Annotated in this window: 21 protein-coding genes; 9 read left to right on the top strand and 12 right to left on the bottom strand. The window is 71.4% G+C overall.

Annotated features, from left to right (window positions below):
* Window positions 1-50 precede the first annotated feature (50 nt).
* Window positions 51-662, top strand: coding sequence for a CatB-related O-acetyltransferase (locus AMK22_RS08585; RefSeq protein ID WP_073783046.1), 612 nt, complete (start codon window positions 51-53; stop codon window positions 660-662).
* The gene (locus tag AMK22_RS08590) at window positions 659-1498 is read left to right on the top strand and encodes an MOSC domain-containing protein (protein WP_073783047.1); all 840 of its coding nucleotides are present in this window, start codon (window positions 659-661) and stop codon (window positions 1496-1498) included. Before AMK22_RS08585 ends, AMK22_RS08590 begins: the two co-directional genes overlap by 4 nt.
* Before the next feature lie 78 nt (window positions 1499-1576).
* On the opposite strand, the gene AMK22_RS08595 is transcribed toward AMK22_RS08590, so the two are convergent.
* The 3 genes from AMK22_RS08595 to AMK22_RS08605 all read right to left on the bottom strand — a co-directional run bounded on the left by AMK22_RS08595 (window position 1577) and on the right by AMK22_RS08605 (window position 3694).
* A complete protein-coding gene (locus AMK22_RS08595) occupies window positions 1577-2299 on the bottom strand; it encodes a hypothetical protein (protein ID WP_242433885.1) in 723 nt (240 codons plus the stop codon).
* A gap of 310 nt (window positions 2300-2609) precedes the next feature.
* Window positions 2610-2816 (bottom strand): DUF397 domain-containing protein, encoded by a 207-nt coding sequence (locus AMK22_RS08600; RefSeq protein ID WP_073783048.1) that lies wholly within the window; start codon window positions 2814-2816, stop codon window positions 2610-2612.
* Window positions 2813-3694 carry a helix-turn-helix domain-containing protein gene (locus AMK22_RS08605; RefSeq protein WP_073783049.1) on the bottom strand — a complete coding sequence of 294 codons (882 nt, stop codon included), beginning with the start codon at window positions 3692-3694 and terminating at the stop codon, window positions 2813-2815. The genes AMK22_RS08600 and AMK22_RS08605 overlap by 4 nt, the downstream gene beginning before the upstream one ends.
* A 220-nt stretch (window positions 3695-3914) precedes the next feature.
* On the opposite strand from AMK22_RS08605, the gene AMK22_RS08610 reads away from it, so the two are divergent.
* Window positions 3915-4319 (top strand): ATP-binding protein, encoded by a 405-nt coding sequence (locus AMK22_RS08610; RefSeq protein ID WP_073783050.1) that lies wholly within the window; start codon window positions 3915-3917, stop codon window positions 4317-4319.
* A 99-nt stretch (window positions 4320-4418) separates the two neighbouring features.
* Here the strand turns inward: AMK22_RS08610 and AMK22_RS08615 are convergent, their stop codons facing one another.
* Together AMK22_RS08615 and AMK22_RS08620 are read right to left on the bottom strand one after the other, a co-directional pair.
* The gene (locus AMK22_RS08615) at window positions 4419-5378 is read right to left on the bottom strand and encodes a hypothetical protein (protein ID WP_073783051.1); all 960 of its coding nucleotides are present in this window, start codon (window positions 5376-5378) and stop codon (window positions 4419-4421) included.
* Window positions 5379-5487: 109 nt separating this feature from the next.
* Window positions 5488-6480 (bottom strand): ArsR/SmtB family transcription factor, encoded by a 993-nt coding sequence (locus AMK22_RS08620; protein WP_073783052.1) that lies wholly within the window; start codon window positions 6478-6480, stop codon window positions 5488-5490.
* A 61-nt stretch (window positions 6481-6541) separates the two neighbouring features.
* Between AMK22_RS08620 and AMK22_RS08625 the strand changes: the two genes are divergently transcribed.
* Window positions 6542-7810, top strand: coding sequence for an MFS transporter (locus AMK22_RS08625; protein WP_079185993.1), 1269 nt, complete (start codon window positions 6542-6544; stop codon window positions 7808-7810).
* Here the strand turns inward: AMK22_RS08625 and AMK22_RS08630 are convergent.
* Entirely contained in the window at window positions 7797-8255 is a 459-nt protein-coding gene (locus tag AMK22_RS08630; RefSeq protein ID WP_073783053.1) for a GNAT family N-acetyltransferase, read from the bottom strand. The two genes, AMK22_RS08625 and AMK22_RS08630, sit on opposite strands and share 14 nt — an antisense overlap.
* A gap of 334 nt (window positions 8256-8589) precedes the next feature.
* Window positions 8590-9240 carry a mycothiol-dependent nitroreductase Rv2466c family protein gene (locus AMK22_RS08635; RefSeq protein WP_073783054.1) on the bottom strand — a complete coding sequence of 217 codons (651 nt, stop codon included), beginning with the start codon at window positions 9238-9240 and terminating at the stop codon, window positions 8590-8592.
* Window positions 9241-9460: 220 nt separating this feature from the next.
* Between AMK22_RS08635 and pepN (AMK22_RS08640) the strand changes: the two genes are divergently transcribed.
* The 5 genes from pepN (AMK22_RS08640) (at window position 9461) to pepN (AMK22_RS08660) (ending at window position 21163) form a co-directional block, all read left to right on the top strand.
* Window positions 9461-12094: an aminopeptidase N gene (gene pepN / locus AMK22_RS08640; protein WP_073783055.1), complete on the top strand. Its 2634-nt coding sequence runs from the start codon at window positions 9461-9463 to the stop codon at window positions 12092-12094.
* Window positions 12095-12326: 232 nt separating this feature from the next.
* Window positions 12327-13508 carry a hypothetical protein gene (locus tag AMK22_RS08645; protein WP_073783056.1) on the top strand — a complete coding sequence of 394 codons (1182 nt, stop codon included), beginning with the start codon at window positions 12327-12329 and terminating at the stop codon, window positions 13506-13508.
* A gap of 271 nt (window positions 13509-13779) precedes the next feature.
* Complete coding sequence (locus tag AMK22_RS08650) at window positions 13780-17091, top strand: S8 family serine peptidase (RefSeq protein ID WP_199883165.1); 3312 nt, start codon at window positions 13780-13782, stop codon at window positions 17089-17091.
* Between the two features lie 273 nt (window positions 17092-17364).
* Window positions 17365-18396: an aspartate-semialdehyde dehydrogenase gene (locus tag AMK22_RS08655; RefSeq protein WP_073783057.1), complete on the top strand. Its 1032-nt coding sequence runs from the start codon at window positions 17365-17367 to the stop codon at window positions 18394-18396.
* 190 nt (window positions 18397-18586) lie between these two features.
* On the top strand, window positions 18587-21163 hold the full coding sequence (gene pepN / locus AMK22_RS08660) for an aminopeptidase N (protein ID WP_073783058.1): 2577 nt from the start codon (window positions 18587-18589) through the stop codon (window positions 21161-21163).
* 169 nt (window positions 21164-21332) lie between these two features.
* Here pepN (AMK22_RS08660) and AMK22_RS08665 read toward each other — a convergent pair whose 3' ends face one another.
* The 5 genes from AMK22_RS08665 to AMK22_RS08685 form a co-directional block, all read right to left on the bottom strand.
* A complete protein-coding gene (locus AMK22_RS08665; RefSeq protein ID WP_073783059.1) occupies window positions 21333-21737 on the bottom strand; it encodes a type II toxin-antitoxin system VapC family toxin in 405 nt (134 codons plus the stop codon).
* The gene (locus AMK22_RS08670; protein WP_073783060.1) at window positions 21730-22032 is read right to left on the bottom strand and encodes a type II toxin-antitoxin system Phd/YefM family antitoxin; all 303 of its coding nucleotides are present in this window, start codon (window positions 22030-22032) and stop codon (window positions 21730-21732) included. The genes AMK22_RS08665 and AMK22_RS08670 overlap by 8 nt, the downstream gene beginning before the upstream one ends.
* A gap of 110 nt (window positions 22033-22142) precedes the next feature.
* A complete protein-coding gene (gene alc / locus AMK22_RS08675; protein ID WP_073783061.1) occupies window positions 22143-23318 on the bottom strand; it encodes an allantoicase in 1176 nt (391 codons plus the stop codon).
* A gap of 43 nt (window positions 23319-23361) precedes the next feature.
* Window positions 23362-24300, bottom strand: a complete 939-nt coding sequence (locus AMK22_RS08680) for a LysR family transcriptional regulator (RefSeq protein WP_073783062.1) — start codon at window positions 24298-24300, stop codon at window positions 23362-23364.
* A 202-nt stretch (window positions 24301-24502) separates the two neighbouring features.
* A complete protein-coding gene (locus AMK22_RS08685; RefSeq protein ID WP_073783063.1) occupies window positions 24503-24733 on the bottom strand; it encodes a hypothetical protein in 231 nt (76 codons plus the stop codon).
* Window positions 24734-24736: the final 3 nt, after the last annotated feature.

The raw sequence follows: 24736 nt of genomic DNA on the forward strand, positions 1-24736 counted from the left end.
CGGCCCCTGCGGCCCCTGCGGCCCCTGCCGATCCCACCGTGCTCCATCCGATGCCGGGACAGCCCAGGGTCGTGCTGCTGAAGCCCCTGGTGAAGTCCGGACTGATCGAGGTCGGGGACTTCTCGTACTACGACGACCCGGACGACCCGACCGCTTTCGAGACCCGTAACGTGCTCTACCACTACGGCCCGGAGCGGCTCGTCATCGGGAAGTTCTGCGCGCTGGGCACCGGAGTGCGGTTCATCATGAACGGCGCCAACCACCGGATGGACGGCCCGTCCACGTTCCCGTTCCCGTCCATGGGCGGCTCCTGGGCCGAGCACTTCGACCTGCTGACCGGACTGCCGAACCGGGGCGACACGGTCGTCGGCAACGACGTCTGGTTCGGATACGGCGCCACGGTGATGCCCGGCGTGCGGATCGGACACGGCGCGATCATCGGCGCCGGTTCGGTCGTCACCTCCGACGTGCCCGACTACGGCATCGTCGGCGGGAACCCCGCCCGGCTGATCCGCACCCGCCACGACGAGGAGACCGTCGCCCGGCTGCTCGCCGTGGCCTGGTGGGACTGGCCCGTCGACCATCTCACCCGCCACATCCGCACCATCATGTCCGGCAGCGTCGACGAGCTCGAAGCGGCCGCCCCGGAGGGGACACCGTGACCATCACCGTTCGCGAACTCACCTACTACCCGGTCAAGGGCTGCGCCGGAACCGCCGTCGATTCCGCGCGGGTCCTGGGAACCGGTCTCGAACACGACCGCACGTTCATGGTGGTGGACGCGACGGACGGCGCGTTCCGCAGCCAGCGCACGCACCCCGCGATGGCCGCGATCGGGGTCGAAGTCCTAAACAGCGGCGCGGCGTTGGCGCTCTCCGCCGAGGGCGTCGAGCCGCTGCGGGTGGACGTCGTCCCGGACGGCCCGCGCCGCGAGGTCAGCATGTTCGACCGCCCGCTCGGCGTCGCCGCCGACCAGGGGGACGAGGCCGCGGAGTGGTTCTCGGACGCCCTCGGCGCCGAGTCCCGCCTGGTACGAGTGGCGCCCGGATTCGACCGGGACGGCTGGGGCGACACCCCCGGCAAAGTCAACTTCGCCGACGCGCACGCGGTGCTGGTCGCCTCGGCGGCCTCCCTGGACGGTCTCAACTCCCGCATCACCGCCCGGGGCGACGCGGCGCCCGTCCCGATGGACCGCTTCCGCGCCAACATCGTCCTGGCCGGCGACGACGAGCCGCACTTCGAGGACCGGGTGCGCCGGATGACCCTCGGCACAGTGGAACTCGCCCATTCCGTACGGGCGACGCGGTGCGCCGTCCCGATGGTCGACCAGCGCACCGGCCGCCGCGCGGGCCCGGAGCCGATCCGGACCCTGTCGACGTACCGCCGCGAACCGGAGTACGGGAACAAGGTCAGCTTCGGCGCGAAGAACGCGGTGGTGCGCGAGGGCGTGGTGAGCGTCGGGGACACCGTCGAGGTCGCGGAGTGGCTCGGTCGCTGAGAGTCCATACGGTCGCCCCGACCTGGGCCGGAACGAACCGGACCGGGTCGGGGCGAGGCGAGGCGAGCGAAGGAGTGGTCAGGGCAGGAGGTAGCCGAGCGTCCCACCCATGATCTGCCCCTCGCAGTCGGCCTGGTGGGACTCGAAGATCTGCCGATTCTCCTTGCGCAGGCAGCGCAGCAGCGGCAGGCTCGGCGTCCCGGCGGGCGGTGCGGCGTACAGCCAGCCGAGGCGCGTCACATACGTCTGGCCCTCGCAGCCGACGTCGGTGGTGGCGAAGTGGTCCCCGCGCACCTGGCAGAGGTAGAGAGGCATGGTGTCCGGGTTGGACGCGGTGAACAGGGTGCCCAGCGGGCCCTGGAGGTCGTAGCCGACGGGGGCGTCCCACGGGGTGCTCAGGGTGTCGGACTTCTTGTGGTAGCGGTAGAGCACGAAGGTCGGGGAGCCCACATTGGGCTCCCCGGTGCACAGGTACTCGATGTGCACCTGCACCCACCCGTTCGGGAGCGAGTTGACGACGGCGGGGCCGGCGCTCACCCGGCAGTCGGAGCGCGCGAAGCCGCGGGCGACCGCCGCATCGAGTCCGCTCTGCCGGGCGGACTGCTCGGCGACGTTCAGCGGGCCGCTGCCGAAGCCCTTGACGTAGAGCTTGACGGGCCCGACGGACGCGGTGGCGGCCGGGGCCGCAACGGATGCGGGTGCGGCCCCGGCCGCGACGGCGGTGCCGCCGAACGCAGTCAGGGAGAGCGCTGTGGCGAGAGCGGCGGCGGACCGGCCGATGGCGCGGCGGAACAACCTCACGGGCATACCTCGTTCCGGCAGGCCGGTGCGCGCCTTCCCTACGAGGCCATGCGCACCGGCGGGGTCAGTACGACAGGCCATGACTATCAAGCGGAATAGACGCTGTTGGCACACGTCACGCGGTATGTCCGGTTCCGTGAGGATGCTGGCCGAATGGACACTCTTGACCGCGCGCCAGCTGCCCGGGCAGGGGGCCAGGGCAAGTTCCCCGCCGGGCACGCGTAGAGGGTCGTTCCGGGGTACGGGTCCCGCCCGCACGCCAAGCCCGGCACCCTCTCGCGTCAACCACGCCTACGCCTTTCGGTCCGAGTCAGCCGCTGAAGGCATCGGCCTTCACCCCGTCGATGAACGCGGCCCAGCCCGCCGGGGCGTAGAACTGGAGCCCGCCGTCGGGGTTCTTGCTGTCGCGCACGGCCCGCCCGCCGTCGGCGGTCTGGGCGACCTCGACGCAGTCCTGGCCTGCGCTCTGGGAGGCACTGGCCTTCTTGAACGCGGTCACGATTTCCTGGTGCTTCATGCCTCTTCCTTTTCGCTCTCCGGAATGCCACGCAGAGTCTTCCTGATGAACTCAAGACTCTGTTCCGGGGTCAGGGCCGACGCCGCCAGAGCCTCGAAGATCCGCGTATGGCCCGCCATCTCCTCCAGATCTTCGAGAAGCACGGTGCTGGTTGTCGTGTCGTAGGCGACGACCTCCGGCGCCGGTTCGGGACCGAAACTGAGCATCACGAAGTGTGACGACAGGTGAGCCGCGCGCCACTCGGACAACGGGAGCACCTGAACACGCACGTTCTGCCGCTGTGCCACACACAGGATGTGCTCAAGCTGTTCGCGGTGAACCTTCGGTGAAGGCATGGGCGCCATAAGCACCGGTTCCCAGATGATCGCCGCGAACCGTGCGCCGCCTTCCTCGATGAGGCTCCTCCTCATAGCCCTCATCGCCAGCGCCTCGTCCACCGATTCAGCCGAATGAACGGTGAGGTCCGAACTCATCAACGTTCGGAGGTAGTCATCGGTTTGAAGCAGACCCGGCACGAAGAGCGGCTGCCACGTCCGAATGAAGGTGGCATCGGTCTCCAGCGTGATGAAGTCGGCAAACCCCGCCTCCCGGGTCACCCAACTGAAGTTGAGCCACCATCCGCGCTTGTTCGAGTCACGCGCCAACTGCTCCAGGCGCCGGTACACCGCAGGGTCTTCGACCCCGTACAGCTCCAGGAGCAGCCGCACATCGCCAGGGCGGGCCGACACCTGGCCAGCTTCAATCCGGCTGATCTTGGCCTTCGATCCCACGATGTGATCGGCGGCGTGCTGTTGATCGAGCTTCGCCGCCTCCCGGTACCTCCTGAGCGCCGCACCCAGCCGCCTACTGCGCACAGTAGGGCGTCCACCTGCGGGCATGTCCCCTCCTCTTACCGCGTGTGACCAGTCTGCACGTCAACGAACGCTACACGCCAGGAACTTGCCACCTGAGAGTGACGTGCAAATTCTCGATGACTCGCTGTTGCATTCAGGCGGATTCGCGATCTACCGTGAGGTGCATCACGAAGCGTGCTCGTTAGCGCACACTCCGTGACCACGATTCCGTCTGCCCACGCTCACCCACGACCTTGGGGGACCCATGTCCGGGCGCACGTACATCAAGAGATTCCGGGTCCGCAGGGACTCCGTTCCAGCGGCCCGGCGCCACGCCGAGCACGTCCTGACCGAATGGAGACTTGGCGGGCTCATCGACGACACCGCCCTGATCGTCAGCGAGTTGACGACCAACGTCGTCAGCCATGCCAAGGGCACCGGTGACTACTTCGAGCTGGGTCTACGCCGTCGTCACGGCGCCCTCGTGCTGGAGGTGTCCGACTCCTACCAGTGGCACATGCCCGAACTGTGCACGCCGTCACTGGACGACGTTTCGGGCCGGGGCCTGGTCATCGTCGATGCCCTCGCAGCGAAGTGGGGCGTACGGCCGCGCGATCCGGGCAAGACCGTGTGGGCGCAACTGCCCATCGGGCGGCGCGAATCGCCCTGAGGGCCGGGCTCCCCGGCCGTGGACCGTCCGGCCACACCCGCAGCACGTACGTACGGGTGCGGACGGGGCCCTGCCCGCAGGTGCGGGCACGTCACCGGCTCAACGAGCCCCTGTGTCCACGCTGTTGTCCCTGCCCGTGTCGAGGGAGTCCGCGATATGGGTCATGACGGACCAGATGATCTCCTTGCGGCACCGGCTCATGCCCTTGGACCCGATGTACAGGGTGTTGTCCCTGCCGACCCGGTAGTTGTCCCGGCTGCCGTCCGCCTTGAGCTTGACGCCCTCCATGCGGCGCAGGAGATGAGGAACGGTGATGGCGATCTCGTCGTCCCCCACGCCGATCCGGGTGACCTCGTCCCAGGGGATCTCGTCGGCGGCGCCGTCGAGGTAGAAGTACGTGGCGCCGATCTCGAAGGGGCTGTACTTGACGTCGCCGCCCTCGGCCAGTTCGCGCAGGACGAGCCGCACCCGGGCCTCGACGACGCGGTCGACGATCCCGGGGAACATCGATGTCAGATTGCCCGTGGAACGCAGGAACGTGTGCAGGAAGCCACCGCCGAGGTCGGGCAGGAAGTAGTTTCCGGACAGTTCCTCGCTCCCCGGCCCGGGCGCCGTCTCCATACGGGCGACGACCTTGTCCGACAGCGGTCGCGACGACCCGTTGACGTACGTGGCCTCGCGGGTCAGCGTGACGTCGTGGAGCTCCTCCCACTTGTACGCCCACCGCACCTTGCGCCGCCCCCGGTAGACGATCCCGTCCTCGTACAGGTCCAGCCAGGAGACGAAGGAACGGATCAGTCTGGCCGCTCCCCAGACGGACAGCAGGACGCAGACGGTGTCGAACACGAGGTGACCGATGCCGTGCGTGGCGAAGGACTCGCCCAGGAACAGGAAGAACGCGACCATCGGGACGACGGTCATGGCGAGCTTTCCCATCGTCGGGCGTTCCCGGTAGCGCGCGATCATCCGGCCCAGCTCCGCCGGGTCCGCCGTCCGCCGCCCCTTTCCGCCCGTGCCGCTCCCGCCGCCCCTGCCGCGCTCGCCGCTCCGGTCCGCCATGGTCTCTCCCCCTCGCTCGACCCCTTGTCGTCTTCGTTCGCTCAACGGCGGGTGCGGCGACCGGCGTTCGGCGCCCATCGCCTCCCGGCTCCGATGTGCTGTCCGCAGCCTATGCCCGCCCCGGGCGGGCGGCGGGCCCGGCGTCCACCAGCACGTCCCCCGCGTCCGTACGGAAGTACAGCACCGACCGACCGGCCCGGCGCCGGTCCACCAGACCGGAGTCCAACAGCACCTTGAGATGGCGGCCCACCGAGCCCAGGCCCTGTCCGGTCAGCGCCACGAGCTGGGTGGTGCTCTTGGGTTGCGCGAGGAGGACCAGGACCGCCGCCCGCGCGGGGCCGAGCAGCCGGCCCAGGGCGTCCGGCGCCCGTGCGCGGTCCGCGTCGGCCAGGGCGCCCGAGCACGGGTAGACGATCGCGTAGCGCAGGGCGTCGTCGGCCCAGGACACCCAGCCCGCCTTCTGCGTGACCGGTACGAGGAGCAGCCGCGCCCCGGACAGTTGCTTCGGCGGGTAGTCGTGCGCGTTGATCCGGAGCCGGCTGCCGCCGAGCCACCGCATCCCCGGGCGCAGACCGCTGAGGGCGGCGGCCCAGCCGTCCCGGCTCAGCTGCCCGGTCCGTGCGACCACGTCCGCCTCGATGATCCGGCGGCGGCGCGACCAGTCCGGCAGGACGGTGTGCCGCCAGACCCAGTGCAGGACGTCGGCGGCGGACCGGGCCAGGTCGTCGCGGTCCAGGAGCCGCGGGAACGGCCGGTCGCCGAGGGACGGCACGAGGTCGGACCGGGCGCGCTCGGGTGTGGTGGCCCGGACCGGGGCCAGCTCCTCCTCGAAGGTCGGCGTGCCCTCGCCCGTCGGGGTGGGGGTGATGAAGTCCGCGTTCCAGCTGCCGCAGAGCGCCACCGGTACGAGAAGTGCCGCCACCGGGTCGGCGGCCTGCCGGGCCCGGTAGGCGGGCAGATGGGCGTCGAGCCAGGACCGTTCAGCGGGGTGACCGGCGCTCCCCCGCTCCAGGGACTTCAGGGCGGCGACGGTCTCGGCGAGCGGTGAGACGACGAACCGGCTCCCGGCGAGCGTGTCCGTGTTGATCTCCCACAGGCCCATGACGTTTCGCCTCCGCGCGAAACAGTAACGGCCCGCGCCGACGCCCGCCCAGACTCCCCGCATGCGCACCTACCGGGAACTCTTCCGGGTGCCGCGGTTCCGGCCGTTCTTCGCGATCAGCGCCCTGCAGGTCGCCGCGTCGACGGTGAGCGGGCCGGCCCTGGGCACCCTCGTCTACTCCGCCACCGATTCGCCGCTGCTGGCCGCCCTGTCCATGTTCGGCCCCTCGCTCGCCCAGGTGATCGGGGCGACCCTGCTGATGTCGGCGGCGGACCGGCTGCCGCCCCGGGCCGCGATGAGCGGCATGGCGCTCGCCTTCGCGGCGGCGACCGCCATGCTCGCCGTACCCGGGCTCCCGCTGCCGGGCGTCTTCGCGATCGTCCTGGTCCAGGGGGTGGTCGCCGCGGTGGGCGGCGGGGTGCGGTACGGACTGCTCCACGAGATCCTGCCCAAGGACGGCTATCTGCTGGGGCGTTCGGTGCTGAACATGTGCACCGGTCTGGCGCAGGTCGGCGGGTACGCGGTCGGCGGGCTGCTGGTGGTGGCGCTGTCCGCGCGCGGGACGCTGCTGGTAGCCGCCTGCCTGTACGCGGCGGGGGCGGCCGTGGCCCGGTTCGGGCTGGCGCGCCGTCCGCCCCGGTCCTCCGGGCGGCCTTCGGTCGGCGAGACGTGGCGGGTCAACCGGATGCTGTGGTCCTCGGGCCCGCGCCGCCGCACGTATCTCGCGCTCTGGGTGCCGAACGGGCTGGTCGTCGGCTGCGAGTCGCTGTTCGTCCCGTACGCCCCCGGGCACGCGGGGCTCCTCTTCTCCTTCGCCGCGCTGGGGATGCTCGTCGGGGACACGGTGGTGGGCCGGTTCGCCGCTCCTTTGCGGCGGGGACGGGCGGCCACACCGCTGCTGCTGCTCCTGGCCGCGCCCTACCTGGTGTTCGCCGCACGTCCGGGGCTGCCCCTCGCGCTCGCCCTGGCCGCGCTCGCCTCGGTCGGGTTCGGGGCGAGCCTGCTGTTCCAGGAACGGCTGATGGCCCTGACCCCGGACGGGATCACCGGCCAGGCGCTCGGGCTGCACGCCTCCGGCATGCTCACCATGCAGGGGGTCGCGGCGGCGCTCGCGGGCTCCGTCGCCCAACTGACCTCGCCGGCAACGGCGATGGCCGTGATGGCGGGGGCCTCCCTCACGGTCACCCTGGCCCTGGCGGCGGCCGGGCGACGGGACACGGAAGCGGCGGGCACCGGGCCGACGGACACCGGTCCCGTCGGCCCCGGTCCCGTGGATCCCGGTACGGCGGACGCGGGGCCCGGTACGCGGCGGGGTGTCAGCGCGGAGTGAGCACGTACTCCATCAGCGGCAGCACGCGCCCGGGGATCGAGCCCGACGGGGTCTCCCCGATCCGGACCGCGCCCATCGCCCGGTAGAACGGCTCCGCGTTCGGGTCGGCGTCGATGGTGAGGCGGGCGAAGCCGAGGCGTCGGGCCTTTGCCGCGGTGTGCTCGAACAGGCGCCGCCCGATGCCCCGGCCGATCGCGCCGGGGGCGATGAACATCATGCCGAGGGCGCCCTCGGGCGGGATGCCGTCCAGGGTGGTGAAGCCGAGGACGCGCCCGTCCTCCTCGGCGACCGTCGTGCGACGGCGCTCGACGTCGGCGGGAATCAGGGTGAGCTCGTCGCGGCAGGCGGCGAGGAACGCCTCGTCGTAGTCCCAGTACCCCTTCGACTCCAGTGCCAGTTCGGTCAGCAATCCGGCCTCGTGCGCCCGTGCCGGTCGCAGGTCCATGTCCGCCCCTCCGTCGTCCCCGTGCCGTCGGTCCCTCGTCCCGTCCCGCTCCGGTGTTCCACCCCTCCGCTCGGCTCCTTCGCCGCCGTCGGGGGCTCGCCGGGCCGGGACTGCCGGACCATGATCCATGCTGTCGCTCATGGACGCCACGGACTTCCGGCGCCCGACGGCCGCCTCCTGCCGCGCCGTACGCCTGACGGGCCGCCCGACGGGCCGCCCACCGTGCGCAGGGGCACGGGGTGCGTGGGGCCGGCTCATGGCCCGGTCCCACGCACCCCCGTCGTCACCCCGTCGTCACGTCGTCGGCGCCGCCTTCGCCGGGCGGTCACCGCGCTCAGTCGAAGATCGGGCCCTGCGTACGCGTCCGCTTGATCTCGTAGAAGCCGGGGATCGACGCCACGAGCAGCGTGCCGTCCCACAGCTTCGCCGCCTCCTCGCCCTTCGGGGCGGGGGTGACGACCGGACCGAAGAAGGCGATCTGCTCGCCGTCCGCGCCCGGGACGGCGATGACAGGGGTGCCGACGTCCTGGCCGACCTTGTCGATGCCCTCCTTGTGGGAGGCGCGCAGCTCGGTGTCGTAGGTGTCGGAGTCCGCGTGGTCGGCCAGCTCGGCGGGCAGGCCGACGTCCTCCAGCGCGCCCACGATCGCCTCGCGGGTGGCGCCCTCGCCCCGGTTGTGGAAGCGGGTGCCGAGCGCCGTGTAGAGCGGGCCGACGATGTCGTCGCCGTACTTCTGCTGGGCGGCGACGACCACGCGGACCGGGCCCCACGCCTGGTTCTCCAGCATGTCCCGGTACTCCTCGGGCAGCTCGTCGAGCTTGTCCTCGTTGAGGACGGCCAGGCTCATCACATGCCAGCGGACCTCGACGTCACGGACCTTCTCCACCTCCAGCATCCAGCGGGAGGTCATCCACGCCCAGGGGCAGAGCGGGTCGAACCAGAAGTCGACGGGGGTCCTGCCGGTCGCCGTGCTGTTCTCGGACATCTCTCTCCTCATCGGGGCCTCATCGCACGTGATGCGGGCGTGCGCCCGTGCCTGCATACGCACATGCGGGCGTGCGCACATCTGCGCACAACGCCGTCGTGCGCACCGCTCATTCCCGCGCGCGGCCGGTCGACGACATGGCCGCCCGGCCGGGCGACGGCATGGGAGGATCAAAGTAATCGAACGTACACAAAGGAACGTGACACAAAGGAGTGTGCCCGTGCCCGGTGAGAACCTGTCCCGCGACGAGGCCCGCGAGCGGGCCGAGCTGCTGAGCGTCGACGGTTACGAGGTCGTTCTCGATCTGCGTTCCGCCACCGGCGGGCCCGACGGGGAGGGCGGGTCCGAGGGGACCGGCGACGGTGCCTCCCCCGGCCCGCTGACCTTCCGCTCGGTGACGACGATCCGGTTCCGCACCGCACGGGCGGGGGCGTCGACCTTCGCGGACCTGGTGGCGCCGAGCGTGAACGCGGTGACGCTGAACGGGCGCCCGCTCGACGCCGCCGCCGTCTTCGACGGCACGCGGGTGGCCTTGGACGACCTCCCCGAGGGCGAGAACCTCCTGGTGGTCGACGCGCAGTGCGCGTACAGCCGGACCGGCGAGGGCATGCACCGGTTCGTCGACCCGGAGGACGGCGAGGTCTACCTCTACACGCAGTACGAGCCGGCCGACTCGCGCCGGGTCTTCGCGAACTTCGAGCAGCCCGACCTGAAGGCCCCCTTCCGCTTCGAGGTTGCGGCGCCCGAGGGCTGGACGGTCTGGAGCAACGGGGCCGTCGAGTCGCAGGACGACGGGGTGTGGCGGTTCGCCGAGACGAAGCCGATCTCGACGTACATCACGGCGGTCGTCGCCGGTCCGTACCACTACGTCACCGACTCCTACACCCGCGCGTTCGACGACGGCACCACGCTGGAGATCCCCCTCGGCGCCATGTGCCGCAAGGGGCTCGCCAAGCACTTCGACGCGGACGACGTCTTCCTGATCACCAAGCAGGGTCTGGACTTCTTCCACGACCACTTCGACTACCCGTACCCCTTCGGGAAGTACGACCAGGCGTTCGTGCCCGAGTACAACCTGGGCGCGATGGAGAACCCGGGCTGCGTGACGTTCCGCGAGGAGTACATCTTCCGCGGCAAGGTGACGCAGGCGTCGTACGAGGCCCGGGCCAACGTCATCCTGCACGAGATGGCGCACATGTGGTTCGGCGACCTGGTCACCATGCAGTGGTGGGACGACCTGTGGCTGAAGGAGTCCTTCGCGGACTTCATGGGCGTCTTCGCGATGGTGGAGGCGACCCGGTTCGAGGACGGCTGGATCACCTTCGCCAACAACCGCAAGGCGTGGGCGTACCGGGCCGACCAGCTGCCGTCCACGCACCCGGTCACGGCCGACATCCGTGACCTGGAGGACGCCAAGCTGAACTTCGACGGCATCACGTACGCCAAGGGCGCCTCGGTGCTCAAGCAGCTGGTGGCGTACGTGGGCCGGGACGCGTTCCTGGAGGGCGCCCGGCGCTACTTCAAGAAGCACGCCTACGGCAACACCCGGCTGGACGACCTGCTGTCGGTGCTGGCCGAGACCTCCGGGCGCGACATGACCGCCTGGTCCCGGTCCTGGCTCCAGACCGCGGGCGTCAACTCGCTGACACCGGTGGCGACCTACGACGCGGCGGGCCGGCTCACGGAGCTGGCCGTCCTCCAGGAGGCGGCCGAGTCCCACCCGGAGCTGCGCCCGCACCGGGTCGCGGTCGGGCTGTACCGGCGGGCGGCCGACGGGAACCTGGTGCGGTACGCGCGCGCCGAGGTGGACGTGGCGGGGCCGCGCACGGTGGTCGAGGAGCTGGCCGGTGCGCAGCGCCCGGAGCTGATCCTGGTCAACGACGACGACCTGACGTACTGCAAGGTCCGCTTCGACGAGATGTCGCTGGCCACGCTGCGGGAGCACCTCGGTGACCTGACCGACCCGCTCGCGCGGGCGCTGTGCTGGTCGGCGCTGTGGAACATGACGCGCGACGGCCTGATGCCGGCCCGCGACTTCGTCTCCCTCGTACTGGCCTTCGCCGGCCGGGAGTCCGACATCGGCGTCCTGCAGATGCTGCACGCCTGGACCCGGACGGCCCTGACCCACTACGCGGCGCCCGAGTGGCGCGAGGAGGGCGGCCGGGCGCTGTCCGAGGGCGCGCTGCGCGAACTGCGGGTCGCCGGTCCGGGCAGCGAGCACCAGCTGGCCTGGGCGCGGTTCTTCGCGTCGGTCGCCGACTCGGAGGCGGACTTCCGGCTGCTGTCGGGGCTGCTCGACGGCTCGGCCGCCATCGACGGCCTGGACGTCGACCAGGAGCTGCGCTGGGCGTTCCTGTCGCCGCTGGCCGCGCACGGGGTGGTCGACGCGTCGGTCCTCGACGCCGAACTGACCCGTGACGACACGGCGTCCGGGGAGCGGCACCAGGTGCGGTGCCTGGCCTCGCGCCCCTCGGCCGAGGTGAAGGCGCGCGCGTGGGCGGACGTCGTGGAGTCCGACGCGCTGTCCAACGCGCTGACGGAGGCCGTGATCGCCGGCTTCGCGCAGTCCTCGCAGCGCGAACTGCTGGCGCCGTACACGGAGAAGTACTTCGCCGCGATCGAGCGGGTCTGGGCCGAGCGCTCGATCCAGACCGGGATGAACGTGGTGCGGGGCCTGTTCCCGGCGCTCCAGGACAACCCCGCGACGCTGGAGGCGACGGACGCCTGGCTGACCGCCCACGCGGACGCGGCACCGGCGCTGCGGCGGCTGGTGCTGGAGGCGCGGGACGACCTGGCGCGGTCGCTGCGGGCCCAGGCGTGCGACGCGGGCACGACCGCGCCGACCGGGATCTGACGGGACCGGCGGCGGCCCGACGGACCCTCCGGGGCGCCCGGAGGTCGTCCGGGGCCGTGCAGAGGGCCGTTCCGGCGGAGGTCTCCGCCGGAACGGCCCTCTGCCGTCCGGCCGCCCGAGGCGTGCTTTTCGGCCGCGGGACACGCATGCTTTAGGACTGCGTTGTCCCGGTTTGCCGACGGGTGTGTAACAGCGGGTTGGCGCCGGGGCCGGGTGCGGGATACCGGGAGACATGACACCGAATTCCCCGTACACCCCGCCCTCCCCCTGCCGCCTCCGCATCACCGACGACGTCCGTCGACGCGTGCTGTCCGCAGCGCAGTTGAGGGCGTACGGCGTGTCCGCGGCGGAGGCCGCCGCGCGATGCGGCGCCGATGGCCCGTGGCAGCAGCCGCTGCCCGGTGTGTACGTCCTGCACCCGGGGCCGCCGTCCGACGAGGAGCGGCTGCGCTCCGCCCTGCTGTACGCGGGCCGCCCACCGGCCTCCCGCCGCCGGGGCACGCACGACCTGCGGCACGGACGGCCGGGCACGGGCGGGCCGTCGGGCACGGGCGAACGGACACGAGCGGCCGGGCAGGCGGGCACGGAGGCGCCGTCGTGCAAGGACGGGCAGGCGCGGCCGGGCCCGGACCCCGGGTACGGGGAGGCCATGCTCACGGGACTCGCCGCACTCGCCCTGCACGGGTTCACGGCGGCGGTGCCGCCCGGCTCGCCGGAGCGGATCGACGTGCTCGTGCCGCGCACCCGCCGGCTGCGCTCGGTACGGAACGTGCGCCTGGTACGGACCGCCGACCGCCCCCGCCCCGAGCAGATCCGCGGGCTGCCCGTGGCACCCGTGGAGCGGGCGCTCGCGGACGCGGTCTCCGGGCTCACGGAAGGCTCGGCCGTCCAGCGGCTGCTCACCGAGGCCGTGCGCGGCGGACACGCCGAACCGACCGCCGTCGTACGTGAGTTGAGTCGGGCCGGGCTGCTGGACCGCCCGCACGTGGCGGACGCGGCCGACTCGCTGCTCACCGAGGGGCGCGCGCGGGCGGAGGACCGGCTGTACGCGCTGGTGCGGTCGTACGGTCTGCCGGAGCCGCTGTGGAACGTGGACCTGCGGCTGCCCGGGGGCCCGCATCTGGGCGCGGTGGACGCCTACTGGCCCGAGCACGCGGTCGCCGCGGTGCTCGAGACGAGAGCACCCCGCCACAGCAGGCTCGACGGCGGGCGGCGCCAGGCGGAGCACGACGCGCGCTGGTCCGCCGACCTCGCCCAGCGGGAGCATCTGGAACGGCTCGGGGTCACCGTCGTCCATCTCTCGCCGAAGAAGCTCCTCGCCGCGGCCGAGCAGCAGGCGGTCGTGGTGCGTACGGCCCTGTCCGCGGCGGCGGACCGCGCACCGGCGGCCCGTGTGATCATCCTGCCCCGCTGACCGTGCGCGCATCGCGTGCCGCGCACCGCGCAGGCAGCACGCGCACGCGCCCCGTTCCGTACGCGTGCCGGACTCCGCCCGCACCATGCCGAACTCCCGCCACAGGCACCGCTATCCACCGTTTCATCCCTGATGGCACATCAGCCCCGATGGCGGGATGCCGCCATGTCCACATCTCACCCCCTACAACTCTCCACAAACCCCTGTCATTTACGAAAGGGTGAGCGGTCATCCGGTACCGAATTTCGGACCTTCTCTTTCACTTTCAGGGATGCTGATGACCACCGAGTCCTCCAGTCTGATACCCGGGGCGAGACGCGCGGCCCGAGTCGCGGCTGCCGCCGGCCTGGTGGCCGCGCTCGCCGCCACCGGCGCGGCCCCCGTCTTCGCCGTCGACAACCCCGCGCCCGGTCCTGTCAAGTCCGCCGCCGAGGACGCCTCGAAGGACAAGCTCGGCGCGAACGACGCCGAGATCCTGGCCAAGGCCAAGGCCAAGGGCGAGAAGAACATCACGATGATGGTCGCCACCGCTCCCGGTGCGACCGCCCAGGTCGCCGAGCAGCTGGACGCCGTCAAGGGCTCCGTGCTCGGGCGCGCGTACGACAAGCTCGGCTACGTACGGGCCACCGTGCCGACCGCGAGCGCCGAGGCGACCATCAAGGCCGCTTCCAAGCTGTCGTCCGTCCACGGCATCGATCTCAAGCAGGAGATCAAGCTGGACGACCCGACGCCCGCGGGCGACCGCGCCGCCGGGGCCTCGGCCAGGACGAAGGCCACCGGCAGCCACCCGGCGCCCGACAAGAAGACCCCGGCGAAGAACCCGTACAACCCGTCCTTCGAGACGGGTGCGGTCGACTTCGTCAAGCAGCACCCCCGGGCCGACGGCCGCGGGATCACCATCGGCATCCTCGACTCCGGTGTCGACCTCGGCCACCCGGCGCTGCAGAAGACCACCACGGGCGAGCGCAAGATCGTCGACTGGGTGACCGCCACGGACCCGGTCAGCGACGGCGACGGCACCTGGCTGCGGATGACCGACTCGGTGTCCGGCCCGTCCTTCACGTACCAGGGCCGCACGTACAAGGCGCCCAAGGGCGACTACCGGATCAGCCTGTTCGCCGAGGCCGCCACCAAGGGCGGCGACATGGCGGGCGACCTGAACCGCGACGGCGACACCACCGACGTGTGGGCCGTGCTGTACGACCCGGCCACCGGTGACGTGCGCGTCGACCTGAACGACAACGCCGACTTCACCGACGACGCGACCCTGAAGCCGTACAAGGAGAAGCACCAGGTCTCCTACTTCGGCAAGGACGACCCGCGCACCGACGTCGCCGAGCGCATCCCGTTCACCGTGGAGACGCGCAAGAACGTCGTCTACAACGCGGCCGGCGCCACGGCCGACTTCGTCAACATCGGCGTCATCGAGAGCGAGCACGGCACCCACGTCGCGGGCATCACCGCCGCGAACGGCCTGTTCGGCGGCAAGATGAACGGTGCCGCGCCCGGCGCGAAGATCGTCTCCTCGCGCGCCTGCACCTGGTCCGGCGGCTGCACCAACATCGCGCTCACCGAGGGCATGATCGACCTCGTCGTGAACCGCGGTGTCGACGTCGTCAACATGTCGATCGGCGGCCTGCCGCCGCTGAACGACGGCAACAACGCCCGCGCGGAGCTCTACAAGCGGCTCGTCGACATCTACGGCGTCCAGCTGGTCATCTCGGCCGGCAACGACGGCCCCGGCGTGAACACCATCGGCGACCCCGGCCTCGCCGACCACGTCATCTCCGTCGGCGCGTCCATCTCCAAGGAGACCTGGGCCGCCAACTACGGCTCGAACGTCACCAAGAAGTACGACATGATGCCGTTCTCCTCGCGCGGTCCGCGTGAGGACGGCGGCTTCACGCCGACCCTGTCGGCCCCGGGTGCCGCGATCAACACCACCCAGACCTGGCTGCCCGGCAGCCCGGTCAAGGAGGCGGGTTACAGCCTGCCGGCCGGTTACTCCATGCTGCAGGGCACCTCGATGGCCTCGCCGCAGGCCGCCGGCGCGACCGCGCTGCTGCTGTCGGCCGCGAAGCAGAAGCACATCGAGCTTCCGCCGGCCGATCTGCGCACCGCGCTGACCAGCACCGCCACCCACATCAAGGACGTGCCCGCGCACGCCCAGGGCGCCGGTCTGATCGACATCGTCGACGCCTGGAAGCTGATCGAGAAGCAGGGCGCCCCGGCGCACGAGTACGCGGTGAAGGCCCCGGTCGACACGGACCTCTCGGACCGCCTCAAGACTCCCGGCTTCGGCACCGGCCTGTACGACCGCAAGAGCGGTCTCAAGGCCGGCCAGACGAAGACGTACGACGTCACGGTCACCCGCACCACGGGCCCGGACAAGGCCGTCAAGCACCAGCTGTCCTGGAAGAACAACGATGGCACCTTCAAGCTGGCCGGTCCTGGCACGGTCTCGCTGCCCCTGGGCGAGCCGGTCACCGTCAAGGTCGAGGCGAAGCCGGGCAGCAAGGGCGTGCACAGCGCGATCCTGCAGGTGGACGACAACAAGACCGCCGGTGTGGACCAGCAGATCCTCACCACGGTCATCGTCTCCGAGAAGCTCGTGAAGCCCGCCTACGCGTTCAAGGCGTCCGGATCGGTGCAGCGCAACAGCAGCACGTCGTACTTCCTGACCGTCCCGGAAGGCGCCAAGACCCTTGAGGTCGCGATGAGCGGTCTGCGCTCCGGAAGCCAGACCCGCTTCATCTCGATCCACCCGTACGGGGTGCAGATGGAGAACAGCTCCACCATCAACTGCTACCCGAACTACGAGAACCCGGCCAACACCTGCCGCCCCGACGTGCGCTCCTACAAGGACCCGCAGCCGGGCGTCTGGGAGATCGAGGTCGAGGCGCGCCGCACCTCGCCGCTGCTGGACAACCCGTACAAGCTGGATGTCTCGCTGCTCGGTGCCACCTTCGACCCGGCGGTGCGGACCCTTCCCGAGGCGAAGATCGGCACCCCCGCCGCGGTGACCTGGAAGGCCACCAACAACGCGGGTGACCTGGTGGGCTCCCTCAAGGGCGGTTCGCTGGGCTCGGCCAAGGTCGCCAAGCCGACGATCAAGACGGGCGACGAGCAGCTGTACACGGTCACCATCGGTGAGGGCGTCGAGAAGCTGGACGTCGCCATCGGCGGCACCTCGGACGCCAACGCGGACCTGGACCTGTACGTCTTCAAGGGCAACACCCAGGTCGCCGCGTCCACCACGGCCGGCTCCGAGGAGGCGGTCAGCATGAAGAAGCCCGCCGCCGGTACGTACACCGTCCTCGTGCACGGTTACAGCGTCCCCGCCGGAACCAGCACCTACGACTACCGCGACGTGTACTACGCGCCGTCGCTCGGCACGATCAAGGTCGACGAGTCGAAGGCCGTGAACCTGGCGGGCGGCGCCTCCACCGAGATCGCCGCCGAGGTGTCGGTCGCCGGGGCGGCCCCCGCGGGCCGGCAGTTCTTCGGCGAGGTGCACCTGGTGAACAGCCGCGGCACCGTCGCGGGCACCGGCAGCGTCGTGATCGAGAAGGTCACGCAGTGACCCGGCGGTCATGCGCCGATCGAGTGAGGGTCACGCGGTGACGGACACCCTGTCCGGCATGTGATCCGTACGACAGTGGGGCGGGCGCTCGGCGGAGCGCCCGCCCCACTGCCATGCGCGCCGGGAACCGCCACGCCCGCCACACACCCCCGGCCGCCCCGGCCCTCGGGCGGGCGCTGTCCACACCCCGGACAATGGATTGGACAAGAAAGCCGTGGACATACGCATCATGGAGCGGCAACCGTGCCAGTTCGTACGTTCGAAGGAGTTCCCGTGAAGGTCGGAATCGTCGGCGCCACCGGTCAGGTCGGCACAGTCATGCGCGGGATCCTGGCCGAGCGGAAGTTCCCGGTCGACGAGCTGCGGCTGTTCGCCTCCGCGCGTTCCGCGGGCTCCACCATCGCGTGGGAGGGCCGCGAGATCACCGTCGAGGACGCCTCGACGGCCGACTACACCGGACTGGACATCGTGCTGTTCTCGGCCGGTGGCGCGACCTCGAAGGCGCTGGCCGAGAAGGTCGCCTCGCAGGGCGCCGTCGTCATCGACAACTCCTCCGCCTGGCGCAAGGACCCCGAGGTCCCGCTGGTGGTCTCCGAGGTCAACCCGCACGCGGTCGCCGACCGCCCCAAGGGCATCATCGCCAACCCGAACTGCACCACGATGGCCGCCATGCCGGTGCTGCGCCCGCTGCACGAGGAGGCCGGCCTGGAGGCGCTGACCGTCGCCACCTACCAGGCGGTGTCCGGTTCCGGGCTGGCCGGTGTCGCCGAGCTGCACGGCCAGGCGTCCAAGGTCGTCGCCGACGCCGACAAGCTCACCCACGACGGCGGGGCCGTCGACTTCCCCGAGCCCGCCGTCTACGAGCGCCCGATCGCGTTCAACGTGCTGCCGCTGGCCGGTTCGATCGTCGACGACGGCTCCTTCGAGACGGACGAGGAGCAGAAGCTCCGCAACGAGTCCCGCAAGATCCTGGAGATCCCGGGGCTGAAGGTGTCCGGCACCTGCGTCCGGGTCCCGGTCTTCTCCGGCCACTCGCTCCAGGTCAACGCGCGCTTCGCCCGCCCGATCGGCGTCGAGCGCGCCTACGAGCTGCTGAAGGACGCCCCGGGCGTCGAGCTCTCCGAGATCCCCACCCCGCTCCAGGCGGCGGGCAAGGACGCCTCGTACGTGGGCCGGATCCGGGTCGACGAGACCGTGGAGAACGGCCTCGCCCTCTTCGTCTCCAGCGACAACCTGCGCAAGGGCGCGGCGCTGAACGCGGTGCAGATCGCGGAGCTGGTGGCGGCGGAGCTGAGGAACGGCTGACGCGTCCGCGCACGGACGACGCACGGACGAGGGGCGGCCACCGGGATGCGGTGGCCGCCCCTTCGTGCGCCCGCGCGCTCGCCCGCGTCCACTCGCGTCCGTCCGGGCTCCACTCGCGTTCCTCCGCACTCCGCCCGCGCGTGCGACGTGGAAGGATGGCCGAAAACGTCACACCCAAGGAGATGACCGCGTGCCTGGCACGAATCTGACCCGCGAAGAGGCACAGGAGCGGGCGCGCCTGCTGACCGTGGACGCGTACGAGATCGATCTCGACCTCTCCGGAGCGCAGGAGGGCGGCACCTTCCGGTCCGTGACCACGGTGCGCTTCGACTCCGCCGAGGCCGGTGCGCAGACCTTCATCGACCTGGTCGCGCCGACCGTGCACGAGGTCGAGCTGAACGGCAGGACGCTGGACGCCGAGGCCGTCTTCCACGACTCGCGCATCGCGCTCCCGGGCCTGGTCGCGGGCTCCAACGAGCTGAAGGTCGTCGCCGACTGCGCGTACACCAACACCGGCGAGGGCCTGCACCGCTTCGTCGACTCGGTCGACCAGCAGGCATATCTCTACACCCAGTTCGAGGTTCCGGACGCCCGGCGCGTCTTCGCGAGCTTCGAGCAGCCCGACCTGAAGGCGACGTTCCGGTTCACCGTGAAGGCCCCGGAGGGCTGGACGGTCATCTCGAACTCCCCGACGCCCGAGCCGCGCGACAACGTCTGGTCCTTCGAGCCGACGCCCCGCATCTCGACGTACATCACGGCCCTGATCGCCGGCCCGTACCACGCGGTGCACAGCAGCTACGAGAAGGACGGCCGGACCGTTCCGCTCGGCATCTACTGCCGCCCGTCGCTGGCCGAGTACCTCGACGCGGACGCGATCTTCGACGTGACGCGGCAGGGCTTCGACTGGTTCCAGGAGAAGTTCGACTACGACTACCCGTTCGCCAAGTACGACCAGCTGTTCGTTCCCGAGTTCAACGCGGGCGCGATGGAGAACGCGGGCGCGGTGACCATCCGCGACCAGTACGTGTTCCGCTCGAAGGTGACGGACGCGGCGTACGAGACGCGCGCCGAGACCATCCTGCACGAGCTGGCCCACATGTGGTTCGGCGACCTCGTCACCATGGAGTGGTGGAACGACCTGTGGCTGAACGAGTCGTTCGCCACGTACACGTCGATCGCCTGCCAGGCGTACGCGGAGGGCTCGAAGTGGCCGCACTCCTGGACGACGTTCGCCAACTCCATGAAGACATGGGCGTACCGCCAGGACCAGCTGCCCTCCACGCACCCGATCATGGCGGACATCCGTGACCTGGACGACGTGCTGGTCAACTTCGACGGGATCACGTACGCCAAGGGCGCCTCGGTCCTGAAGCAGCTGGTGGCATACGTCGGCATGGACGAGTTCTTCAAGGGCGTCCAGGCCTACTTCAAGGCGCACGCCTACGGCAACACCCGCCTGTCCGACCTGCTGGGCGCGCTGGAGGAGACCTCCGGCCGCGACCTGAAGACCTGGTCGAAGGCGTGGCTGGAGACGGCGGGCATCAACATCCTGCGCCCGGAGATCACCACGGACGAGAACGGCCACGTCACCTCGTTCACGGTCGTCCAGGAGGCCCCGGCGCTGCCCGCGGGCGCGAAGGGCGAGCCGACGCTGCGCCCGCACCGGATCGCTGTCGGCGCCTACGATCTCGACGACTCCGGCAAGCTGGTCCGTACGAACCGGATCGAGCTGGACGTCGACGGTGAGCGCACCACCGTGCCGTTCCCGGCCGGCACCGCCCGCCCCGCCGTGATCCTGCTCAACGACGACGACCTCTCGTACGCGAAGGTCCGGCTCGACGAGGAGTCGCTGAGCGTCGTCACCGAGCACCTCGGCGACTTCGCCGAGTCCCTGCCCCGCGCCCTGTGCTGGGCCTCCGCGTGGGACATGACCCGCGACGGCGAGCTGGCCACCCGCGACTACCTCTCCCTGGTGCTCTCCGGCATCGGCAAGGAGTCGGACATCGGCGTCGTCCAGTCGCTGCACCGCCAGGTGAAGCTGGCGCTGGACCTGTACGCGGCGCCGGAGTGGCGCGAGGCCGGTCTGGCCCGGTGGACCGAGGCGACCCTCGCCCACCTGCGCGCGGCGGAGCCGGGCAGCGACCACCAGCTGGCCTGGGCCCGTGCCTTCGCGGCGACCGCCCGCACCCCGCAGCAGCTGGACCTGCTGTCCTCGCTGCTCGACGGCAAGGAGACCATCGAGGGTCTGGCCGTCGACACGGAGCTGCGCTGGGCGTTCGTCGAGCGGCTCGCCGCGACCGGCGTCTTCGAGGAGGACGAGATCGCGGGCGAGTACGAGCGCGACCGGACGGCGGCGGGCGAGCGCCACGCGGCGACCGCCCGTGCGGCCCGCCCCACGGAGGCGGCGAAGGCGGAGGCATGGGCCTCGGTCGTCGAGTCCGACAAGCTGCCGAACGCCGTCCAGGAGGCGGTCATCGCCGGCTTCGTCCAGCCCGACCAGCGCGAACTGCTGGCCCCGTACACGGAGAAGTTCTTCGCGGCGGTCAAGGGCGCCTGGGAGTCCCGCAGCCACGAGATGGCCCAGCAGATCGCCGTCGGCCTCTACCCGGCGGTCCAGGTCGCGCAGGAGACCCTGGACGCCACGGACGCCTGGCTGTCCTCGGCGAAGCCGAACGCGGCCCTGCACCGCCTGGTCTCCGAGTCGCGCTCCGGCGTGGAACGCGCCCTGAAGGCCCGCGCGGCGGACGCGGCGGCGGCCACGGCGTAACGCGGCCCGCACGGAAGAACGAGGTGCCCCGGCCCGCCGCCACGGCGGTCCGGGGCACCGCCGTTCCCCGTTCCCGTCCCGGAGCGTGCCAGGAGCGGCGCCGGTCCCGGGCGCACCGGGGGTGGTGCCGTTCCCGGCAGGCCGGGGCGCCGCGGTTCCCGGACGCGGCTCAGACGGGGACGACCTCCACGCCCTGTTCGAGGTCCTTGAAATCGTCCGGGTTGCGCGTGTGGAGCGGCAGCCCTTCGGCGGCCGCCACAGCCACGATCATCAGGTCCACGCGTCGCGGACGCGGGTTCCGTCCCGACTTGACGACCAGCGCGACCAGCGTGCCGTACCGGCGCGCGGCCTCCCTCCCGAACGGCACCGCGTCGAAGTCCGCCTCCACATCGGCCGGCCGCTGCGCCCTCGCCATCATGTCCACGGGGTCCTTGGCCATGGCGACCCCCTGGGCCGGCTCTGCCAGTACGAGAGCGGGAACGGCCATCTCCACCGGAAGCCGCTCCGGAGCGATGTGCGGCAGTTCGATGACGGTGCAGGTGTCCAGCAACCCCCGCGCGTGACGCTCACCCATGGGCCCGCCCCTGGTCCCGGGACCGCTCCCAGGGGTCGTCGCTCTCAGCGATCCGCTCCTCGCTCCCGAAGAACGCGTCGGACTCCGCGCGCATCCGCGCGGAGTCGACACGCGGCGCGGTCCGCCACTTGCGCTGCATCTCCTCGACCGGGACGAACCTCCGGCGAGTAGTCAGCGGGCGGACCTCGGCGATCTCTGTCCCGTTGCGGGTGATGTGGTAGGTCTCCCCCGCTTCCACGTCATCCAGGACTGCTTTGGACCGGGCCGCGAGTTCGCGCTGGGTGATGGTCTTCATGAGTCCAGCGTGGCGCGCCGTATTACATTGCGACACGGCGAACGGCGCTCCTGGACCGCTGTTCCTGTTTCCCGGCCCGGACCCGCGACGGGCACGGCCCCGGCGGCGGACTACGCCCCGGCCTGCTCGTAGCGGCGGGCCAGATCGGCCGCGCCGGTCTCTGTGAGGCTGCCGTGCAGGCGCATGCGGGCGACGCCGCCGTCGGGGAAGGCGTCGAGGCGGACGTGGGTGACGACCGCCCTGATACGGAGCGGGAAGCGGTGGAGGGTGTCGGGCTGGAGGCGGGTGCGGGGAATGATCTCGAACCATTCGCCCGTCTCGCCGTTCCGGCCGTGCAGGGCGATCCAGCCGGCCGCGTTGCCCTTGAGGCAGGCGGTGTCGATCTCGACCGCCCGGACCGCTCCCTGGGCGGGGAGGCGGAAGCGGACCCAGTCGTTCGTGTCGCGGACCCGGCGGCGGCGGTTCTCCCAGCCGTCGTCCATCTTGCGGGAGGTGCCGGGCAGGATGATCTGGGTCGGCGAGGAGTAGAAGCGGTCCGAGGCGTCCTCGTGACTGCCGCCGTTCAGCACGGATACCAGGTCGAAGGTGCCGAGCGCGGCCAGCCAGGACGGGTCGGGCAGGACCTCGCCGTGGACACGGAGGCGGGCGATGCCGCCGTCGGGGTGCTGGCAGAGGCGCAGGTGGGTGTAGCGGCGGCGGCTGGTGATCTCGAAGCCGTTGGCGGCGTGGCCGCGCACCGGGGTCGGCGGGACGATCTCCTCCCACTTCACGTCGTCCGCGAGGAGTTCCTCGGGGCCGGGGGTACCGTCGACCGCCGTCGCCCGGATCGAGACGCGCTGCGGGTAGTTGCCGCGGAAGTGCGCCGTGTCGACGACGATGCCGCGGATGACGCCGGGGGCGCCGAGGCGGATCAGGGCCCAGTCGTGCTCGTCCGGGGCCGGGAACGGGTGGTGCGCGTCCGCGCCGCGCCGACGGCGGGTCTCCCAGCCGTCCATGACCTTGCCCTTGTGGCCGAAGCGCTCCGGGTCGAAGACCGCGCGTTCCGGGACGAGGAGGTTCTCGCGCTGGGCGAAGAACTCGTCGTTGGCGGCGATCACACCCGCGCCGAGACGGCGGTCGGCGAGGTCGACGAGATCGGTGAACGGGAGGTCGGTGGTGCGGTAGTCGGCGTACGGGTCGCCGCCACCGTACGGGGCCGCGTCGTTGGCGTGGGGGTCCTCGACGGCGTTCTCGTGGTGGTTCTCGTGGGACTTCCCCTGCTGGTTCTCGTTCTGGTCGAAGGTCATGGGGCTACTGTCGCCACCACCGACCCGTCAGGTCCATCGAAAGTTACTGCACTGTCCGTGCAGTGGAAGTGAACGATGCGGCCGTCCCGACGAGCGCCGCGAGGACCCGGGCCACCGCGGGCCCCCGCTCGGCGCCCTGCCGTACCGCCGCCACCACGTGGCGCCGCGGCTGGTCCGCCTCCAGTACGCGCATCACCACGCCGCCCCGGCGGCCGTGCCGTTCCGCGGACGCCATGCGCGGGATCAGCGCCACCCCCATGCCCGCCTCGACCATGGCCAGGATCGCCGTCCAGCCCGCGGCGCTGTGCGCCTGCTCGGGTACGAACCCGGCGGCCTCGCACGCTGCCGTGGTGATCCGCGACCAGGGGCCGGAGCCGCCGAAGATCCAGGGGTCGTCACGGAGGTCGGCGAGCCGGAGACCGGGCGCGGCGGCCAGGCGGTGGCCGACGGGCAGGGCCACGTCCAGCGGGTCCGCGAGCAGCGGCAGCACGGCGAACCGGGGGTCGTGGGAGGTCGGGGCGTGGGCGGCGAGGGACAGCGCGAGGTCCGCGTCACCGGCGGCCAGCAGTTCGTACGCCTGTGCGGCCTCCGCCTCCCGCACCCGCACGTCCGGTCCCGGGCGGTCCTCGGCGCGCAGCCGCCGCACCGCCGGTACGACGAGGGCGGGCACCGCCGTGGAGAACGCCGCGACCCGTACCTCGCCGGCCTCCCCGCGCAGATAGCCGGTCAGTTCCGCGTCGGCGCGCTCCAACTGGGCGAAGACGGCCTCGGCGTGACGCAGCACGAGGTGCGCGGCGTCGGTGAGGCGGACCCGTCGCCCCCGAGCCTCCAGGAGCGGGACGCCGAGCTGCCGGGACAGGTTGGACAGTTGCTGCGAGACGGCCGACGGGGTCATCAGCAGCGCCTCCGCGGTCGCGGTGACCGTGCCCCGGTCGCGCAGCGTGCGAAGGACGCGGAGCTTCTTGACGTCCCAGTCGGTCATGTCCGCGCCCCGGTCATGGCCGCGCCCCGTCCGGCCGTCCGGGGACGGCCCGGGGCCTTCGCCGTCCGGACACACGTGCGCGCCGCTCGGCACGGGGTACCGGCGGCGCACTCGGCGGGAACGGGGCGTCTCCCCGACATGGGTCGACCGCCCGGAAACGGGCCCGTCTCCCGGACCCGTCGGAGCTGTCCCCCGGGGCTCGTCAGGCCTGCTTCTTGGACTTGTCGAAGATCATGACCAGGCCCGCGATGACCACGTACAGGGCGATGGGGGCCACGACGTACAGCCCGATCGTCTCCATCACGCTCAGGCCCGGACCGGGGTCGTCACCGTCGTCGCGGGTGAGCGCGAGCGCGGGGGACGACATGAGCAGCATCATCAGCGTCGTTCCGGCCGCGACGGCGCCGGCGCGCATAGCGTTCTTCTTGTCCACGGT

This window comes from Streptomyces sp. CB01580 (assembly GCF_001905795.1).
Classification (GTDB): Bacteria; Actinomycetota; Actinomycetes; order Streptomycetales; family Streptomycetaceae; genus Streptomyces.

Excerpts from the sequence above, each read along its gene's own strand:
- AMK22_RS08585 (WP_073783046.1), top strand. The coding sequence starts at position 51 with ATGCCGGGACAGCCCAGGGTCGTGCTGCTGAAGCCCCTGGTGAAGTCC.
- AMK22_RS08600 (WP_073783048.1), bottom strand. The coding sequence starts at position 2,816 with ATGAAGCACCAGGAAATCGTGACCGCGTTCAAGAAGGCCAGTGCCTCC.
- AMK22_RS08605 (WP_073783049.1), bottom strand. The coding sequence starts at position 3,694 with ATGCCCGCAGGTGGACGCCCTACTGTGCGCAGTAGGCGGCTGGGTGCG.
- AMK22_RS08610 (WP_073783050.1), top strand. The coding sequence starts at position 3,915 with ATGTCCGGGCGCACGTACATCAAGAGATTCCGGGTCCGCAGGGACTCC.
- AMK22_RS08615 (WP_073783051.1), bottom strand. The coding sequence starts at position 5,378 with ATGGCGGACCGGAGCGGCGAGCGCGGCAGGGGCGGCGGGAGCGGCACG.
- AMK22_RS08620 (WP_073783052.1), bottom strand. The coding sequence starts at position 6,480 with ATGGGCCTGTGGGAGATCAACACGGACACGCTCGCCGGGAGCCGGTTC.
- AMK22_RS08625 (WP_079185993.1), top strand. The coding sequence starts at position 6,542 with ATGCGCACCTACCGGGAACTCTTCCGGGTGCCGCGGTTCCGGCCGTTC.
- AMK22_RS08630 (WP_073783053.1), bottom strand. The coding sequence starts at position 8,255 with ATGGACCTGCGACCGGCACGGGCGCACGAGGCCGGATTGCTGACCGAA.
- AMK22_RS08635 (WP_073783054.1), bottom strand. The coding sequence starts at position 9,240 with ATGTCCGAGAACAGCACGGCGACCGGCAGGACCCCCGTCGACTTCTGG.
- AMK22_RS08645 (WP_073783056.1), top strand. The coding sequence starts at position 12,327 with ATGACACCGAATTCCCCGTACACCCCGCCCTCCCCCTGCCGCCTCCGC.
- AMK22_RS08650 (WP_199883165.1), top strand. The coding sequence starts at position 13,780 with ATGCTGATGACCACCGAGTCCTCCAGTCTGATACCCGGGGCGAGACGC.
- AMK22_RS08665 (WP_073783059.1), bottom strand. The coding sequence starts at position 21,737 with ATGGGTGAGCGTCACGCGCGGGGGTTGCTGGACACCTGCACCGTCATC.
- AMK22_RS08670 (WP_073783060.1), bottom strand. The coding sequence starts at position 22,032 with ATGAAGACCATCACCCAGCGCGAACTCGCGGCCCGGTCCAAAGCAGTC.
- alc (WP_073783061.1), bottom strand. The coding sequence starts at position 23,318 with ATGACCTTCGACCAGAACGAGAACCAGCAGGGGAAGTCCCACGAGAAC.
- AMK22_RS08680 (WP_073783062.1), bottom strand. The coding sequence starts at position 24,300 with ATGACCGACTGGGACGTCAAGAAGCTCCGCGTCCTTCGCACGCTGCGC.